Genomic DNA, 14,054 nt, shown 5'->3' with positions numbered 1-14,054 from the left:
CTTCATTCGGTCGCCCCAGGTCGAGAGCGCTATTCGGCTGATGTTACGTCAGGATGGCGTCTTCACAGCGCGGGGAAGAACAGCTTCAGCTCACGCTCCGCGGACTCCTCGCCGTCCGAGGCGTGGATCAGGTTCTCGCGGACGATCGTGCCGAAATCACCACGGATGGAACCGGGCGCCGCGGCGATCGGGTCGGTGGGACCGGCCAGCTGGCGGACCCCCTCGATCGCCCGCTCGCCCTCGACGACGAGGACGACGACGGGGCCGGACGCCATGAAGCCCATGAGGGGCTCGTAGAAAGGCTTGCCCTTGTGCTCGCCGTAGTGCGCTTCCAGCGTCTCCTGGTCGAGGGTGCGCAGCTCCATCGCGGGGATGGTCCAGCCGGCCTTGCGCTCGATACGGCCGATGATCTCGCCGATCAGGCCGCGACGGACGGCGTCGGGCTTGAGGATGACGAGCGTGCGCTGGGTCATGGGTTTCGGCTCCTTGCGGCATACGGGTGCGGTCGTACGAGGCTACAGGGGCGCCCGGAGGCGTACGCCGCCGCCCGGCGCCCCGGCGGAAGGCCTGCGCCGCCGCCCGGCGCCCCGCGCCCGCGTCCCCGCCGCCGGCCGGGCCCTACGCCTCCGCCGGTGCCTGGGCCTCCGCCTGCGCCGCCCAGCGGGCCTTGGCCTCGTCGATCTTGCGGCCGTAGTGGATCGAGCACCACCACAGGCCCGCGAAGACCGCGCCCAGGAAGAACATCATCGGGACGACCAGGCCGCTCGCGATCAGTCCGATCTGCAGGGCCCAGCCGATCTGCACCGCGCCGGGGCGGCCGAGCATCCCGCACAGCAGCACGGACAGCAGCATCGCGATCCCGCAGACCGTCCAGACCTGCGCCTGGGTGAGGTCGGGATTCTTCATGGCCACCAGGCCCGCGAATCCGACGACGAAGAACTCCCCGATCAGCGTCGAGGCGCACAGCGTACGCATGGGTCAGCCCCTCTTGAGCAGCAGGCGCGCCTCGCCCACCGTGATCACGGAACCGGTCACCAGGACCCCGGCCCCACCGTACTCGGCCTCTTCCTCCGCCAGCGTGATCGCCGCCTCCAGGGCGTCGTCCAGCCGCGGCTCCACCTGCACCCGGTCGGGCCCGAAGACCTCCACGGCGATGGCGGCGAGCTCGTCCGCGCCCATCGCCCGGTAGGTCGAGTTCGCGGTGATGACCACCTCGGCGAGGATCGGCTCGAAGGCCTCCAGGACACCGCGGACGTCCTTGCCCTCGCTGGTCCCCACCACACCGATGAGCCGGCTGAAGCCGAAGGACTCGGTGACGGCCTCGGCGGTCACGGCCGCGCCCGCCGGATTGTGGGCCGCGTCCAGGACCACGGTCGGGCTGCGGCGTACGACCTCCATCCGGCCCGGCGAGGTGACGCTCGCGAAGGCCTTGCGGACCGTGTCGATGTCCAGCGGCCGCGCCTGCTCCGCGCCGATGCCGAAGAACGCCTCGACCGCCGCCAGCGCCACCGCCGCGTTCTGCGCCATGTGGGCGCCGTACAACGGCAGGAAGATCTCCTCGTACTCGCCGCCCAGGCCGCGCAGCGTCACCTGCTGGCCGCCGACGGCCACCTCGCGCGCGACGACGCCGAACTCCATGCCCGCCCGGGCCACGGTCGCGTCCACCTCGACGGCCCGCCGCAGCAGCACCTGCGCCGCGTCCACCGGCTGCTGCGCCAGGATGACGGTCGCGTCCTGCTTGATGATGCCGCCCTTCTCGGCGGCGATCTCGCCCGGCGTGGTGCCGAGCCGGTCGGTGTGGTCCAGGCTGATCGGGGTGATCACCGCGACCGAGCCGTCGATGACGTTGGTCGCGTCCCAGCTGCCGCCCATGCCCACCTCGACGACGGCCACGTCCACGGGCGCGTCCGCGAAGGCCGCGTACGCCATGCCGGTGAGGACCTCGAAGAAGGACAGCCGGTACTCCTCGGCCGCGTCGACCATCTCCACGTACGGCTTGACGTCCCGGTACGTCTCGATGAAGCGTTCCGCCTCGATCGGGGCGCCGTCCAGGCTGATCCGCTCGGTGATCGTCTGCACGTGCGGGCTGGTGTAGCGGCCGGTGCGCAGCTCGAAGGCGTTCAGCAGGGCTTCGATCATGCGGGCGGTGCTGGTCTTGCCGTTGGTGCCGGTGATGTGGATCGAGGGGTACGCGCGCTGCGGCTCGCCGAGCACGTCCATCAGCGCCTTGATGCGCCGGACGGACGGCTCCAGCTTGGTCTCGCCCCAGCGGGTGGACAGCTCCTGCTCCACCTCGCGCAGCGCGGCGTCCACCGCCGGGTCCTCGGGCCGGCCGGGCACGGGGTCGCCCTGCGGCGGGCCGGCCTGGGTACGCAGGGTGCGGCTGCCGGCCTCGATCACCGCCAGATCGGGATCGCGGTCGGCTGCCTCGGCCACGATCTCGTCGAACTCGTCGAAGGCGTCGGACTTCTCGGACCGGCCGTCGCCGGGCTGCTGCTCACTCACAGGGCCAGTCTACGGACGGGGGCGGCCGGGACTTTCGGCCCGGCCGTTTCGGGACGTCCGGCGCACAGGGCGGCCGGATCGTTATGCAAGCCTTGCGAACAGGAGATAGGGGAACAAATGCCGCAGGCCAGCACCAACACGTCAGCCTCCAGCCGTGACATCGGGATAGACCTGGGGACCGCGAACACCCTGATCTATGCGCGGGGGCACGGGATCGTCCTCAATGAGCCGTCCGTGGTCGCGGTCAAGGCCGGCACCACCACGGCGCTGGCGGTGGGCAGCGACGCCAAGGAGACCATCGGCCGCACGCCCGGGTCCATCACCGCCATCCGCCCGCTGCGGGACGGTGTGATCAGCGACTACGAGGCCGCGGAGGAGATGATCCGGCACTTCGTGCGCAAGGCCGTCCCCGGGCGGCGGCCGCGCACCCGGATGGTCGTCTGCGTGCCGTCCGGGGTCACCCAGGTCGAGCGGCGGGCGATCGTCCACGCCTCCACCCGGGCCGGCGCCCGGGCCGTGCACCTGATCGAGGAGCCGATGGCGGCGGCGATCGGCGCCGGGCTGCCGGTCTCCGATCCGCGCGGCTCGATGGTGGTCGACATCGGGGGCGGCACCACGGAGGTCGCGGTGATCTCTCTGGGCGGCATCGTCACCGCCCGTTCCCTGCGGGTCGGCGGCGACCGGCTGGACGGCGCGATCGCGGATCACGTACGCAAGGAGCACGGGCTGCTCATCGGCGAGCGCACCGCCGAGGACGTCAAGGTCGCCATCGGCTCGGCCTGGCCGGTGCCGGACCGGCCGGAACTGGAGACCCGTACGTTCACGGTGCGGGGACGGGAGAAGGTCGGCGGCATGCCCCAGACGCTCGCGCTGGGCGCGCCGGACGTCCGGGCGGCCCTGGACGAACCGGTGGAGGCGATCATCGCGGCCGTCCGCACCACCCTGGAGGAGTGCCCGCCGGAGCTGTCGGGCGACGTGATGGAGCACGGCATCGTCCTGACCGGCGGCGGCGCCCTGCTGCCCGGTCTCGACCTGCGGATGGCCTCCGCGACCGGCATCCCGGTCTTCGTCGCCGACGACCCGCTGGACTGCGTGGCCCTGGGCTCGGGCCGCTGCGTCGAGGACCTCGACACCCTCCACACCCTCCTGACCCCGGCCCGCGCCTGACGGCGTTCCCGGACCGGCGGGTGCGGCGCCGCTGCGGGGACTCCGCCCCCGAGCCCCTAAAAGCACGGCAGCGTCGCGACGACCTCGTACGCCTCGTCCGTGCGGCGGGCCGTCAGGGTGCCGCCCAGGCTGTGGACGCGTTCGGACATGCTCGCCGTGCCCGAGCCCGCCGAGACCGGGGCGCGGGCGGGCCGGCGGGCCGGCAGCGGGTTGGTGACCGCGATCCGCAGCTGTGTCCCCTCGGCGGCGATGCACACGTCGATGGTCTCGCCGCCGGCGTGCTTGGCGGCGTTGGTCAGGCACTCCTGGACCACCCGGTAGACGGCTGCCTGCCGCAGCGGCGACAGCGCGTGCACGTCGGGGTCCATGGCCAGCCGTACGGGTGAGCCCGCCCGGCCGCTCTCCTCGGCCAGCGCCGGCAGCCCCTCGACGCCGGGCGTGGCCGTGCGTTCGCCGCGCTGCACGATGATCTCGTTCAGGACCAGGTGGGCCCGGCGCGCGGTGTCGGCGAGCTCTTCGAAGTCCTTCGCGTACGCCGTCTCGCGCGACCGCATCGACAGCACCTCGGAGCGCACCGTCAGCATGGTCAGCTCGCGCCCCACGAAGTCGTGGACGTCCCGGGCCACAGAGGTCCGCTCCTGCTGCACCGCCTGCAGGACGGCCGATTCCGCGCGCTGCGCGTCGAGCTCGCGCACCAGGTCCTGGCGGTAGGCGGCGATGCCGACGGCCGAGGCGAGCACCCCGATGGGCACGACCACGCTGAGGAAGGAACTGAGCGTGTCGGCCCGTCCCAGGGGCCAGCCCGGCACGTGGAAGAGGGCCAGGGCGAAGACGAAGTAGCCGACGGTGGCCAGCACCCCGGCCCGGCGGCCCCGGTAGCGGCCCACCGAGTAGAGGGCGAACTGGATGAGGGTGAGTTCGTGCAGCCAGCCGAGGAAGAGCAGGGCGGTGGCGAACGCCAGCCACGGCATCCGGCGCCGCACCAGCAGCGTGGCGGAGCCGAGCGCGAGGACGGCGGCGGCCTGCGGGCCGGTCAGGGAGTTGTCGGCGGCGGCGAGGCCGGGCAGGTCCAGTGCCATCAGCGCGAGGCAGCTGAGCGCGGTGAGCACGTCCAGAGCGTGCGGGGTCCCGGCCCAGCTCTCGGCGCGTCGGCGGCTCCGGGCCACGACCGCCCGGAGCGCGGAGGCGACGGGTTTGACCTGCATGCCCTCCATCATCCGGGTTCGCCGCCGCGAATCCATTCGGCCGGACGGCCGATATGGGTGACAATGCGCACTTCGTGTACGCGAGGGCCCCGCACCATCGCGCACGGTGCGGGGCCCTCGGTGGTCCGGATCGGTGACCGGATCGGTGACCGGATCGGCTAGGCCTCCGGCATGGCCGTCAGCTGGGCCTCGATGCGGGCGATGTCCGCCTCGGCCTTGGCGAGCCGGCCCTTGATCTTGTCGACCACGTTGTCCGGGGCCTTGGCCAGGAAGGCCTCGTTCCCGAGCTTGGCCTCGGCCTGCGCCTTCTCCTTCTGCGCCGCTCCCAGGTCCTTCGTCAGGCGCTTGCGCTCGGCGGCCACGTCGATCGTGCCCGACAGGTCCAGCGCGACCGTGGCGCCCGCGATCGGCAGGGAGGCGGTCGCGGTGAAGCCCTCGTCGTCCGGCTGAAGGCGCAGCAGCTGGCGGATGGCGGCCTCGTGCGCGGCCAGCGCCGTACCGCCGAGGTCCAGGCGGCCCGGGACCTTCTGCGCGTCCTGGAGGCCCTGCTCCTTGCGGAACCGGCGGACCTCGGTGACCACGGCCTGGACGGTCCCGATCTCGGCCTCGGCGGCCTCGTCGCGGAAGCCGCTGTCCCGCGGCCACTCGGCGATCACCAGCGACTCACGCCCGGTGAGCGTGGTCCACAGGGTCTCGGTGACGAACGGGACGACCGGGTGCAGCAGCCGCAGCATGACATCGATGACCTCGCCGAGGACCCGGCCGGAGACCTTGGCCTGCTCGCCGCCCGCGAAGAAGGTCGTCTTGGACAGCTCGACGTACCAGTCGAAAACCTCGTCCCACGCGAAGTGGTAGAGGGCGTCCGACAGCTTCGAGAACTGGTAGTCGTCGTAGAACGCGTCGACCTCGGCCACGGTCTTGTTCAGCCGCGACAGGATCCAGCGGTCGGTGGCGGACATCCGCTCGGGGGCCGGCAGCTCGCCCTCGATGGTGGCGCCGTTCATCAGCGCGAAGCGGGTGGCGTTCCAGATCTTGTTGGCGAACTTGCTGGACGCCTGGACCCAGTCCTCGCCGATCGGGACGTCGACGCCCGGGTTGGCACCGCGCGCCAGGGTGAAGCGGACGGCGTCGGAGCCGTACTTGTCCATCCAGTCGAGCGGGTTGACGGCGTTGCCGAAGGACTTCGACATCTTCTTGCCGCGCTCGTCACGGACCATGCCGTGCAGGGCGATGGTGTGGAACGGCGGGGTGCCGTCCATCGCGTACAGGCCGAACATCATCATCCGGGCGACCCAGAAGAACAGGATGTCGTAGCCGGTGACGAGGACGGAGTTCGGGTAGAACTTCGCCAGGCTCTCGGTCTGCCGCGGCCAGCCGAGGGTGGAGAAGGGCCACAGGCCGGAGGAGAACCACGTGTCGAGCACGTCGGTGTCCTGGTGCCAGCCCTCGCCGGCGGGCGGCTGCTCGTCGGGTCCGACGCAGACGACCTCGCCGTTCGGGCCGTACCAGACCGGGATGCGGTGGCCCCACCACAGCTGGCGCGAGATGCACCAGTCGTGGAGGTTGTCGACCCAGTCGAAGTAGCGCTTCTCCATCTCCTGCGGGTGGATCTTGACCTTGCCGTCGCGGACCGCGTCACCGGCGGCCTTGGCGAGCGGGCCGACCTTGACCCACCACTGCATCGACAGGCGCGGCTCGATGGTGGTCTTGCAGCGCGAGCAGTGGCCCACGGAGTGGGTGTACGGGCGCTTCTCGGCGACGATCCGGCCCTCGGCGCGCAGCGCGGCGACGATGGCGGAGCGGGCCTCGAGCCGGTCCAGGCCCTGGAAGGGGCCGTGGGCGGTGATGATCGCGTGCTCGTCCATGACGGCGAGGTTCGGCAGGTTGTGGCGCTGGCCGATCTCGAAGTCGTTCGGGTCGTGCGCCGGGGTCACCTTGACGGCGCCGGTGCCGAACTCGGGGTCGACGTGCTCGTCGGCGACGACCGGGATGCGGCGGCCGGTGAGCGGCAGCTCGATCTCGGTGCCGACGAGGTGCTTGTAGCGCTCGTCCTCGGGGTGGACGGCGACGGCGGTGTCGCCGAGCATCGTCTCGGCGCGGGTGGTGGCGACCACGATGGAGGCGTCGCCCTCCCCGTAGCGGATGGAGACGAGCTCGCCGTCGTCGTCCTGGTACTCGACCTCGATGTCGGAGATCGCGGTCAGGCAGCGCGGGCACCAGTTGATGATGCGCTCGGCGCGGTAGATCAGCTCGTCGTCGTAGAGCCGCTTGAAGATGGTCTGGACGGCCTCGGAGAGACCCTCGTCCATGGTGAAGCGCTCACGGGACCAGTCGACGCCGTCGCCGAGGCGGCGCATCTGGCCGGAGATCTGGCCGCCGGACTCGCCCTTCCACTGCCAGACGCGCTCGACGAACGCCTCGCGGCCCAGGTCGTGGCGGGACTTGCCCTCCTTGGCGAGCTCGCGCTCGACGACGTTCTGGGTGGCGATGCCGGCGTGGTCCATGCCGGGCTGCCACAGCGTCTCGAAGCCCTGCATGCGCTTGCGGCGGGTGAGGGCGTCGATGAGCGTGTGCTCGAAGGCGTGGCCCAGGTGCAGGCTGCCGGTGACGTTGGGCGGCGGGATGACGATGGTGTAGGCGGGCTTCTCGCTCTTCTCGTCCGCCTCGAAGTAACCGCGCTCTACCCAGCGCTCATACAGCTTCCCCTCTACATCGGCCGGCGTGTAGTGGCTCGGCAGTTCGGAGTCGGGGCTGCTGGGTGTCTGCGTGTTCTCGGTCACGGGGCACAGTTTAGAGGGGTAACAGTCCCGTACTGAAACCGCTATACCGGGGTCCCGGGGCTCCACGGGCGTCCGGCTTCCGACAGGATGTGAGGAACGCATAAAGCAACCTCAGAGGGGGACGCGGGAAATGAGCTACAACCAGCCGGGGCCGTACGGTGGCCAGCAGCCGCAGCAGCCGGGCCCGTACGGGCAGCAGCCGGGCCCGTACGGCCAGCCTGCTCCCCAGCCGGGCTACGGCTACCCGCAGCAGCCCCCGCCGCCGCCGGGCTACCCCCAGCAGCCGGGCGTCCCCCCGCAGCAGGGCTACGGCTACCCGCAGCAGCCGGGCATGCCCCCGCACGCCCAGCCCCCGTACGGCGCCGCCCCGCAGCCCCCGAAGAAGAAGACGGGCCTGATCGTCACGGGCGTGGTCGTCGCGATCGCGGTCATCGCGGGCGGCGGCTGGTACTTCCTGAAGGGCGACGGCGCGGGCACCGTGGCCTCCGACACCAAGGGCTACAAGCTCGTCATGCCGGAGTCGGTCGACGCGTACAAGAAGAGCACGTCGGAGGCAGCGACCAACGGCCAGGACAAGACGCTGGAGGGCGAGCAGAAGACGAAGGCCGAGCTGGTCGGCGTCAAGAACGCGCACAACGTCGCGCAGCAGTACACCAACGGCACGGGCAAGACGGCCAAGCAGCTCAACGTCAACGGCCTGTACGGGCAGATCGACGAGCCGGAGAAGGCCGTCGACAACTACTTCAACAACGTCGGCACCAACAAGGACGCCGAGGCGCTCGGCCTCAAGTACGAACTGGTCGGCAGCCCGCAGGAGTTCAAGCCGGCCGGCTTCAGCGGTGGCGTGATGAAGTGCGCCAACGTCAAGATGACCAGCACCAAGAGCAGCTCGTCCACCGCCCAGGGCCCCAAGGAGGTCACGATCCCCTCGTGCGCCTGGGGCGACTACTCGACGCTGGTCTCCGTGAACGTCGTCGACCCGGCGAAGGCGATGCTCGGCGGCACCAGCGGCACCCTCGACGAGGTCGCGGCCCTCGCCGCCAAGCTCTTCAACACCGCGCGCGTCAAGGCCTGATCACCCGGCGGGTACACGTACACACACGAAAGGGGCGCCCCGGCCGGTCGACCGGGGCGCCCCTTCGTGTCGTGCGGTGGCGGGCTACGCCGACTTCTCGTGCGGGCCCTGGTCCTTCGGGACGATGCGCGGGACCAGCGTCGGGTTGACGTTCGAGCGGACCACGTCCGGGGTGATGACCACGCGGGCCACGTCCTTGCGGGACGGGACCTCGTACATCACCGACATCAGGACCTCCTCCATGATGGCGCGCAGGCCGCGCGCGCCGGTCTGGCGGAGGATGGCCTGGTCCGCGATGGCCTCCAGGGCCTCGCGCTCGAAGTCCAGCTCGACGCCGTCGAGTTCGAACAGCCGCTGGTACTGCTTCACCAGCGCGTTGCGCGGCTCGACGAGGATCTGCAGGAGCGCCTCGCGGTCCAGGTTGTGGACCGAGGTGATGACCGGGAGACGGCCGATGAACTCGGGGATCATCCCGAACTTCACCAGGTCCTCCGGCATGACCTCCTGGAACTGGTCGCTCGCCTCGATCTCCCGCTTCGAGCGGATCGTCGCCCCGAAGCCGATGCCCTTGGCGCCCGCCCGCGACTCGATGATCTTCTCCAGGCCGGCGAAGGCGCCGCCCACGATGAAGAGCACGTTCGTCGTGTCGATCTGGATGAACTCCTGGTGCGGGTGCTTGCGGCCGCCCTGCGGAGGGACGGACGCCGTCGTGCCCTCCAGGATCTTCAGCAGGGCCTGCTGGACGCCTTCGCCGCTCACATCACGCGTGATCGACGGGTTCTCGCTCTTGCGGGCGACCTTGTCGATCTCGTCGATGTAGATGATCCCGGTCTCGGCCTTCTTGACGTCGTAGTCGGCCGCCTGGATCAGCTTCAGCAGGATGTTCTCGACGTCCTCGCCGACGTACCCGGCCTCCGTCAGCGCCGTGGCGTCGGCGATGGCGAACGGGACGTTGAGCATGCGGGCCAGGGTCTGCGCGAGGAGCGTCTTGCCCGAGCCCGTGGGGCCCAGGAGCAGGATGTTGGACTTCGCGAGCTCGATCGCGTCGTCCCGGCCCTGCGCGCCGCCGTTCTCGCCGGCCTGGACACGCTTGTAGTGGTTGTAGACCGCTACCGAGAGCGCCTTCTTCGCCGGCTCCTGGCCGACGACGTAGCCCTCCAGGAACTCGTAGATCTCGCGGGGCTTGGGAAGCTCCTCCCAGCGCACCTCGCTCGTCTCCGCGAGTTCCTCTTCGATGATCTCGTTGCAGAGGTCGATGCACTCGTCGCAGATGTACACACCGGGTCCTGCGATGAGCTTCTTCACCTGCTTCTGGCTCTTTCCGCAGAACGAGCACTTGAGCAGGTCGCCGCCGTCACCGATGCGTGCCACGAGGTGCTTCCCCTTCGCCTGGGAGACGCCTGGTTCAGCGCTCCTGGTGCCTCATATCCGACGGTACCTTGCCGGGGCCCCGCTGCGGGGCCCCGTGCAAGTATCAGGCCGCGTTGCTCTTACGGGTGGAAATGATCTGATCGATCAGGCCGTACGAGAGCGCGTCCTCGGCGGTGAGGATCTTGTCGCGCTCGATGTCCTCGCGGATCTTCTCGATCGGCGTGGTGGAGTGCTTGGCCAGCATGGTCTCCAGCTGGTCGCGCATGCGCAGGATCTCGTTGGCCGCGATCTCCAGGTCCGAGAGTTGCTCACGGCCCGTACCGCCGGACGGCTGGTGGATCAGCACGCGGGCGTTCGGCAGGGCCATGCGCTTGCCGGGGGTACCGGCGGCCAGCAGCACGGCCGCGGCGGAGGCCGCCTGGCCCATGCAGACCGTCTGGATGTCCGGCTTCACGAACTGCATCGTGTCGTAGATGGCCGTCAGCGCGGTGAAGGAACCACCGGGGCTGTTGATGTAGATCGAGATGTCGCGGTCCGGGTCCATCGACTCCAGGCACAGCAGCTGCGCCATGACGTCGTTGGCGGAGGCGTCGTCGATCTGGACACCGAGGAAGATCACGCGCTCTTCGAAGAGCTTCGCGTACGGGTCGTACTCGCGCACGCCCTGCGAGGTGCGCTCGACGAAGCGCGGGACGACGTAGCGGTTGTCCATCGGCGCGCCCGTGTAGAGACCGCTGGCCGAGAAGTTGTTCTGCATCTGGGTGTTCACCATCCTGGTGGCGTTCTGGGCTGGGACCGGCTGTCCAGTCGGGTACGGCCGGGGCGTCAGGCCCCGGTACCGCCGCCGCCCGGGACGAGGGACGCGGCCGAGATGATCTCGTCGATGAGGCCGTACTCCTTGGCCTCCTCGGCCGTGAACCAGCGGTCGCGGTCACCGTCGCGGATGATCGTCTCCACGGTCTGGCCGGAGTGGTGCGCGGTGATCTCGGCCATCCGCTGCTTGGTACGGAGCAGGTACTGGGCCTGGATCTTGATGTCCGAGGCGGTGCCGCCGATGCCGGCGGAACCCTGGTGCATCAGGATGTCGGTGTTCGGGAGCGCGAAGCGCTTGCCCGCCGTACCGCCCGTGAGCAGGAACTGGCCCATGGAGGCGGCCATGCCCATGCCGATGGTGACGATGTCGTTCTTGATGTACTGCATGGTGTCGTAGACCGCCATGCCGGCCGTCACCGAGCCACCGGGGCTGTTGATGTACAGGTAGATGTCCTTCTCCGGCTCGGCGGCCAGGAGGAGAAGCTGCGCCGTGATCTTGTTGGCGATCTCGTCGTCGACCTGCTGGCCGAGGAAGATGATGCGCTCGCTGAGCAGCCGGTTGTAGACATGGTCGCCGAGGCCACCACCGATGGACGGCTCACCCGCGGCGTAAGGCTTCAGATTCGTCACGTTCCACCTGCTCGTCTCCGACGGCCCTATGCCGTCTCAGCGTTTCGTTAAAAGGGCTGAGCCCTCATATTCATGGACCCTAACGCGCAGGTAGGACAACGCCATCCCGCTTCCGGAACTGTTCGCTCGGAGCGCAAGGTGCGAACGATGCCGAAGGGCCCGGGCACGCACGTGCCCGGGCCCTTCAGGTGCAGCTCAGAAGGCCTCGGTCGGCCCTGTCCGGCCTTACGCGGCCTTGCTCGGCCCTACTTGGCCTTGCTTGGCCTTACTTGGCCTCGTCGGCCTTCGCGTCGGCGTCGGCGTCGCCCTCCACGGCGGCCTCGACGACCTCGGCGGCCGCCTCGACCTCGTCCTCGTCGTCGGAGAGGTCGACGACCTCACCGTTGGTGTCGACGACCTTGGAGCCCTCGACGACCAGCGCGAGCGCCTTGCCGCGGGCGACCTCGCCGACCAGCATCGGGACCTGGCCGCCCTCGACGACCGCCTGGGCGAACTGGTCGGGGGACATGCCGGAGGAAGCGGCGCGGCGCATGAGGTGCTCGGTGAGCTCCTCCTGGTTGACGTTCAGCTTCTCCTTGTTGACGAGCTCGTCGAGGAGGAACTGGGTCTTGATGCCCTTGATGGCCTGCTCGCGGGTCTCGGCGTCGAACTCCTCGACCGTCTTGCCCTGGAACTCGAGGTACTTCTCGATGGTCAGGCCCATCTGGCCGAGCTGGTGGTGCTCGAGGTTGTGCTTGCGGGTGTTGACCTCGTCCTCGAGGAGCTTCTCGGGAACCGGGATCTCCGCGAGCTCGATGAACTTCTCCAGCACGCGCTCCTGGGCCTGGGTGGCCTGGTCGTACTGCTTCATGTTCTCGAGGCGCTTGCGGCTGTCGGCCTTCAGCTCCTCCAGCGTGTCGAACTCGCTGGCGAGCTGGGCGAACTCGTCGTCCAGGGCCGGGAGCTCCTTGGCGGAGACCTTGCTGACCTTGACGGTGACCTCGGCGTCCTTGCCCTCGGCGGAGCCGCCCTTCAGCTGCGAGGTGAAGGTCGCCTCGCCGCCGGCCTCGAGGCCCTTGACGGCCTCGTCGATGCCGTCGAGGAGCTCGCCCGAGCCGATGGTGTAGGAGACGTCGGAGGCGATGCCGTCGGGCAGCACCTCGCCGTCGACCTTGGCCTCGAGGTCGATCGTGACGACGTCGCCGTCCTCGGCCGCGCGCTCGACCACGTTGGTGGTGGCGAAGCGGCTGCGGAGCTGCTCGACGGACTGCTCGACGTCCTCGTCGGAGACCTCGACCGCGTCGACCTCGACCTCGATGCCGGAGTAGTCCGGGATCTCGATGGCCGGGCGGATGTCGACCTCGGCGGTGAAGGCCAGCAGCTCGCCGTCCTTCAGCTCGGTGATGTCGACCTCGGGCTGGCCCAGCGGGTTGACCTCGGCCTCGTTGACGGCCTCGGTGTAGAACTTCGGGAGGGCGTCGTTGACGGCCTCCTCCAGCACCGCGCCACGACCGAAGCGCTGGTCGATGACCCGGGCCGGGATCTTGCCCTTGCGGAAGCCCTTGACCGTGACCTGCTGGTTGATCTTCTTGTACGCCGCGTCGAGGCTGTCCTTGAGCTCCTCGAAGGGCACCTCGACAGTGAGCCGAACCCGAGTCGGGTTCAGGGTCTCCACGGCGCTCTTCACGGTTCGGTCTCCTTGTGGCTGACTTCTTGGGGGCTGCTGTGTCGCTGCGTATTCAGCGGTTCAGCGGATCGGGCCCGGTACATCAGACACACGGGCACGCAGCTTGCATAGTAACCGCAAGCGGGAAGCAGCCCACAACGCGATCTTCGCGGGTGGCGGTGGGGATGAAGAGATGATGCTGGTCGGGGTGGCCGGATTCGAACCGACGACCTTCCGCTCCCAAAGCGGACGCGCTACCAAGCTGCGCCACACCCCGTCGGTGCGACACGTAGGGTACATGGCCGGAGACGGTCCGACGCCCGCTGTTTTCGCATCCGGGGCGGCGGGGCGGCGACGGCAGGGACGCGCGGCCCGAATGGGGTGTGCACTCCCCCGGCCCCACCCGCTAGGATGCTCTCTGTGCCGCGGTCCTTCCGACCTGCGGCGCAAGCGTTGCGGGCGTAGCTCAATGGTAGAGCCCTAGTCTTCCAAACTAGCTACGCGGGTTCGATTCCCGTCGCCCGCTCTCAACGGCTCAGGGCCAGGTCAGAGGATTTTTCCTCCGCCTGGCCCTGACGCGTCCCCGGGGACTGTGAGGGTCAGATCTTGATGCCCGCGATCGTGTCGGCCAGGGAGTTGAGGAAACGGTTCACGTCCGGGGCGATGGAGCTCGACGCCAGGAAGAAACCGAAGAGGACGGCGACGATGGCCGGGCCGGCCTTGAGGTGGTTGCCGCGGATCAGCACCACCAGGATGATCGCCAACAGAACCACCACTGACAGCGAAATGGCCACTACTGATCACACCTTCGGTCGTCCCCTGGTCGGCCCGGGGCACGGCCGGCGCACCCCCATATGGACCAT

Annotated in this window: 12 protein-coding genes and 2 tRNA genes; 3 read left to right on the top strand and 11 right to left on the bottom strand. The window is 69.5% G+C overall.

The window, feature by feature from the left end; translation table 11 throughout:
* Window positions 1-62 precede the first annotated feature (62 nt).
* From ndk to ACIPXB_RS13435, 3 genes are all read right to left on the bottom strand, one after another.
* Window positions 63-473 (bottom strand): nucleoside-diphosphate kinase, encoded by a 411-nt coding sequence (gene ndk / locus ACIPXB_RS13445; RefSeq protein WP_401448505.1) that lies wholly within the window; start codon window positions 471-473, stop codon window positions 63-65.
* Between the two features lie 145 nt (window positions 474-618).
* Window positions 619-975 carry a DUF4233 domain-containing protein gene (locus tag ACIPXB_RS13440; RefSeq protein WP_401448503.1) on the bottom strand — a complete coding sequence of 119 codons (357 nt, stop codon included), beginning with the start codon at window positions 973-975 and terminating at the stop codon, window positions 619-621.
* 3 nt (window positions 976-978) lie between these two features.
* Window positions 979-2,505, bottom strand: coding sequence for a bifunctional folylpolyglutamate synthase/dihydrofolate synthase (locus tag ACIPXB_RS13435; RefSeq protein WP_401448501.1), 1,527 nt, complete (start codon window positions 2,503-2,505; stop codon window positions 979-981).
* A 117-nt stretch (window positions 2,506-2,622) separates the two neighbouring features.
* Here ACIPXB_RS13435 and ACIPXB_RS13430 point away from each other — a divergent pair, with 117 nt between their 5' ends.
* A complete protein-coding gene (locus tag ACIPXB_RS13430; protein WP_401448499.1) occupies window positions 2,623-3,672 on the top strand; it encodes a rod shape-determining protein in 1,050 nt (349 codons plus the stop codon).
* A 56-nt stretch (window positions 3,673-3,728) separates the two neighbouring features.
* On the opposite strand, the gene ACIPXB_RS13425 is transcribed toward ACIPXB_RS13430, so the two are convergent.
* Both ACIPXB_RS13425 and ACIPXB_RS13420 read right to left on the bottom strand, forming a co-directional pair.
* Complete coding sequence (locus ACIPXB_RS13425; protein WP_401448497.1) at window positions 3,729-4,877, bottom strand: sensor histidine kinase; 1,149 nt, start codon at window positions 4,875-4,877, stop codon at window positions 3,729-3,731.
* 158 nt (window positions 4,878-5,035) lie between these two features.
* Window positions 5,036-7,657 carry a valine--tRNA ligase gene (locus tag ACIPXB_RS13420; RefSeq protein WP_401448495.1) on the bottom strand — a complete coding sequence of 874 codons (2,622 nt, stop codon included), beginning with the start codon at window positions 7,655-7,657 and terminating at the stop codon, window positions 5,036-5,038.
* 130 nt (window positions 7,658-7,787) lie between these two features.
* Here ACIPXB_RS13420 and ACIPXB_RS13415 point away from each other — a divergent pair, with 130 nt between their 5' ends.
* A complete protein-coding gene (locus ACIPXB_RS13415; RefSeq protein ID WP_401448494.1) occupies window positions 7,788-8,732 on the top strand; it encodes a hypothetical protein in 945 nt (314 codons plus the stop codon).
* Between the two features lie 84 nt (window positions 8,733-8,816).
* On the opposite strand, the gene clpX is transcribed toward ACIPXB_RS13415, so the two are convergent.
* The 5 genes from clpX to ACIPXB_RS13390 form a co-directional block, all read right to left on the bottom strand.
* Window positions 8,817-10,103: an ATP-dependent Clp protease ATP-binding subunit ClpX gene (clpX, locus tag ACIPXB_RS13410; RefSeq protein ID WP_401448492.1), complete on the bottom strand. Its 1,287-nt coding sequence runs from the start codon at window positions 10,101-10,103 to the stop codon at window positions 8,817-8,819.
* A gap of 103 nt (window positions 10,104-10,206) precedes the next feature.
* Complete coding sequence (locus tag ACIPXB_RS13405; protein WP_401448490.1) at window positions 10,207-10,875, bottom strand: ATP-dependent Clp protease proteolytic subunit; 669 nt, start codon at window positions 10,873-10,875, stop codon at window positions 10,207-10,209.
* Window positions 10,876-10,928: 53 nt separating this feature from the next.
* Window positions 10,929-11,546 (bottom strand): ATP-dependent Clp protease proteolytic subunit, encoded by a 618-nt coding sequence (locus ACIPXB_RS13400; RefSeq protein ID WP_401448488.1) that lies wholly within the window; start codon window positions 11,544-11,546, stop codon window positions 10,929-10,931.
* Between the two features lie 265 nt (window positions 11,547-11,811).
* Window positions 11,812-13,212, bottom strand: a complete 1,401-nt coding sequence (gene tig, locus ACIPXB_RS13395) for a trigger factor (RefSeq protein ID WP_401448486.1) — start codon at window positions 13,210-13,212, stop codon at window positions 11,812-11,814.
* Between the two features lie 179 nt (window positions 13,213-13,391).
* Window positions 13,392-13,468, bottom strand: a tRNA-Pro gene (locus ACIPXB_RS13390).
* A 178-nt stretch (window positions 13,469-13,646) separates the two neighbouring features.
* Between ACIPXB_RS13390 and ACIPXB_RS13385 the strand changes: the two genes are divergently transcribed.
* Window positions 13,647-13,717 (top strand) — tRNA-Gly (locus ACIPXB_RS13385).
* Between the two features lie 73 nt (window positions 13,718-13,790).
* Here ACIPXB_RS13385 and ACIPXB_RS13380 read toward each other — a convergent pair.
* Window positions 13,791-13,985 (bottom strand): hypothetical protein, encoded by a 195-nt coding sequence (locus ACIPXB_RS13380; RefSeq protein ID WP_401448484.1) that lies wholly within the window; start codon window positions 13,983-13,985, stop codon window positions 13,791-13,793.
* Between the last annotated feature and the right edge of the window lie 69 nt (window positions 13,986-14,054).

The organism is Streptomyces sp. NPDC090022, assembly GCF_044748145.1.
Taxonomy (GTDB): domain Bacteria; phylum Actinomycetota; class Actinomycetes; order Streptomycetales; family Streptomycetaceae; genus Streptomyces.
Note: the sequence above shows the minus strand (reverse complement) of the source record. Positions and strands in the feature narration are given on the sequence as shown.

What these genes read in the sequence shown, in the direction of transcription:
- ndk (WP_401448505.1), bottom strand. Translation starts at nt 473, where the DNA reads ATGACCCAGCGCACGCTCGTCATCCTCAAGCCCGACGCCGTCCGTCGC.
- ACIPXB_RS13440 (WP_401448503.1), bottom strand. Translation starts at nt 975, where the DNA reads ATGCGTACGCTGTGCGCCTCGACGCTGATCGGGGAGTTCTTCGTCGTC.
- ACIPXB_RS13430 (WP_401448499.1), top strand. Translation starts at nt 2,623, where the DNA reads ATGCCGCAGGCCAGCACCAACACGTCAGCCTCCAGCCGTGACATCGGG.
- ACIPXB_RS13425 (WP_401448497.1), bottom strand. Translation starts at nt 4,877, where the DNA reads ATGCAGGTCAAACCCGTCGCCTCCGCGCTCCGGGCGGTCGTGGCCCGG.
- ACIPXB_RS13415 (WP_401448494.1), top strand. Translation starts at nt 7,788, where the DNA reads ATGAGCTACAACCAGCCGGGGCCGTACGGTGGCCAGCAGCCGCAGCAG.
- ACIPXB_RS13405 (WP_401448490.1), bottom strand. Translation starts at nt 10,875, where the DNA reads ATGGTGAACACCCAGATGCAGAACAACTTCTCGGCCAGCGGTCTCTAC.